General features: G+C 78.4%; 1 protein-coding gene. It reads right to left on the bottom strand.

The features are described from left to right. The coding region (locus ABD211_RS32905) for a sensor histidine kinase (RefSeq protein ID WP_344140421.1) at positions 1 to 626 on the bottom strand (626 nt) is incomplete at both ends.

Raw genomic sequence — 626 nt, 5'->3', positions numbered from 1 at the left:
CGCCGTGCCGCCGCCCGGCCGGCGGCGGACCTCCAGCGTGCCGCCGCTCGCCCGGGCGCGCTCGGTCATGCCGACCAGGCCGTGATGGCCGGCCCGGGGCAGTGTGTGCAGGTCGGAGGGGACGTCGAAGCCGGCGCCGTCATCTTCGACGGTGAGCCGCAGCAGCCGTCCGTCGCGGCGCAGTCCGACGTGGACGGCGCTCGCCGCCGCGTGTGCCTCGACGTTGCGCATGGCCTCGCGCAGGATCCAGCACAGCTCGTAGCGGATCGTCGGCGGCGCCGCGACGTCCTGCGCGTCGACCTCGACGCGCCAGCCGCGCCGGCCCCACTCGTCGGCGATCGTGCGCACCGCGTCCGCGAGCGGCAGGGTGAGCGTGCCCGAGCGCAGCTCGCTCAGCAGCTCCCGGGCGTCGCGGGCGGCGTCGAGGGTGCCCTCGCGCAACGTCTGGGCGAGCTGCGAGGCCCGGGTCGGCTCGGCCAGCGTCAGGGGCAGCGCCGCCGCGCCGAGGGCGAGCGCGTCGAGGGTCTTGGCCAGCGAGTCGTGCATCTCGAGCGCGCGCCGGGCGCGTTCGAGCGCCGCCGCGGCCTCCTGCGCCCGGGCGCGTTCCTCGGCGCGTCGCCGCCGGG

Origin of the sequence: Luedemannella flava (assembly GCF_039528515.1) — a bacterium.
Taxonomy (GTDB): Bacteria; Actinomycetota; Actinomycetes; order Mycobacteriales; family Micromonosporaceae; genus Luedemannella; species Luedemannella flava.
Note: the sequence above shows the minus strand (reverse complement) of the source record. Positions and strands in the feature narration are given on the sequence as shown.